This window comes from Lacticaseibacillus baoqingensis, assembly GCF_003946165.1.
Taxonomy (GTDB): domain Bacteria; phylum Bacillota; class Bacilli; order Lactobacillales; family Lactobacillaceae; genus Lacticaseibacillus; species Lacticaseibacillus baoqingensis.
The window spans coordinates 1-1,720 of record NZ_RHOI01000074.1 but is presented as its reverse complement, the minus strand read 5'-3'; the positions used below and the strand labels follow the sequence as shown (position 1 = coordinate 1,720).

At 49.2% G+C, this 1,720-nt stretch carries 1 protein-coding gene; it reads left to right on the top strand.

Annotated elements, in window-relative coordinates:
- Positions 1-130: 130 nt before the first annotated feature.
- On the top strand, positions 131-1,549 hold the full coding sequence (locus EKM91_RS13695; protein WP_019863889.1) for an IS5 family transposase: 1,419 nt from the start codon (positions 131-133) through the stop codon (positions 1,547-1,549).
- Positions 1,550-1,720 lie beyond the last annotated feature (171 nt).

Genomic DNA, 1,720 nt, shown 5'->3' with positions numbered 1-1,720 from the left:
ATACTGAATATTTGTAAGTGCCTTGTTTTCATGGGAACCGTTCCGTTACTGTCGTATAATGAATGCAGAGGAATTTCCTGTTTTTGGCAGTTTTCCTTGCACTTGTCATCTCGTAACGGAGGATTTATCCATGGTTTATCGGCATACTGACGTTCAACTATCTTTCGAATCGTTTGATTGCGGCCTGGGCACATCACTCAGTCCTGATAACGAGTGGGTGAAGTTAGCCTCGCTCATTCCATGGCAGAAGCTGGATGAAGCATACCAATCTGTCTTTAATAAGAGTGCCGGACGTGCTGCAAAACCATTTCGCGAGTTGTACGGTGCCGAGCTGATCAAACAGCGGACACATTTATCAGACGCGAAGCTGGTGGAGGCCATTCGCGACACGCCAGCGTTTCAGTACTTCATGGGAAGAACACGTTACGAGGCCAAGATTCCTTTCAATGCCTCAACTTTGACCTACTTCCGCCGTCGAGCCTCTAAGATCTCCGACTTGATTCGCAACATCATCACTGATGAAGTCCGTGAGAAGCTAGAAGCGATTGTGCCCGGAGCTCACGTGCTGATTACTGATGCCACCGCCGTGCCGATCAAGATTCAGTTTCCTCAAGATGCCTCCTTACTAAACAAAGCTCGGCTGAACCTTGAGGAGATGGTGCTTAAGATGGCGCAAGGGCTACAAGTTGCAATCCCGCGGACTTATAAGCGCTTGGCTAAGGCAACATGGACTGAATATTCACGCCACCCTGGCCGTCAGGCCAAGGCCCGGCGCAAGCAGATTAAAGCCCAGCTGCAGTACATTCGGCGAGACCTGCGCTACGTGGATGAACTGTTGAGCCAAGGCGGAGAAGCACATCTGACAGAATGGCAAATCAACCGGCTCGCAGTTGTCCGTAAGGTCTACGAGCAACAAAGATACATGTACGACAACAAGACTCATAGTGTTCCTGACCGGATTGTCAGCCTCAGTCAGCCGTATATTCACCCGATTGTTCGCGGTAAAGCTAAGGCACGCGTTGAGTTCGGGGCCAAGATTGACTGTTCAATTTTAGACGGGGTCATTGACGTTGAGCGTTTTGACTTCGAGAGCTTTAACGAAAGCACTGACCTGGCCGCAACCCTCGATCATTGTTGGGATACACTGGGGCAGTATCCCGATGAGGTACTAGCTGACACCCTGTACCGAACCCGAGCGAATATTGCATTGTGCAAGGAGCTGGGCATCAAACTGAGTGGGCCTAAGCTGGGCCGCCGGCCGAAGCATGTAGATGCCAAGCAGCGCAAGCTGGATACTGATGCGGAGAACAGACGCGGTGCGATTGAACGCAAGTTTGCCTTCTTGAAAGGCTCGCTTGGGCTTGATTTAGTGAACACAAGAACCGCTGAATCTCTGGTGGTCGAAGTTGATTCAGCTATTGTGTTGGCTAACCTCATGCTTCTTTTGGGTATTTTTTCTATACCAATTTCCGTCATTACCCACAGAGCCGGCAAAACATATCAAATTAACTATAAAGTCATCACTGAACGGTCAAAGTCAGCAGCCTAGTTCAGTACTGACTACAATAAGGATTCTTTGATTGCAGATAAAGTAGTCGGTGTTCAGCCGTTGTACCTTTCCTTCAATTACTATCTGCAGACTCCCTCGACTTTTTCATCACCATCCGCACCACAAGGCATCCCCGCTCCCCCCAAAAACCACACAAAAAAACCACTGGTA

Excerpts from the sequence above, each read along its gene's own strand:
- EKM91_RS13695 (WP_019863889.1), top strand. The coding sequence starts at position 131 with ATGGTTTATCGGCATACTGACGTTCAACTATCTTTCGAATCGTTTGAT.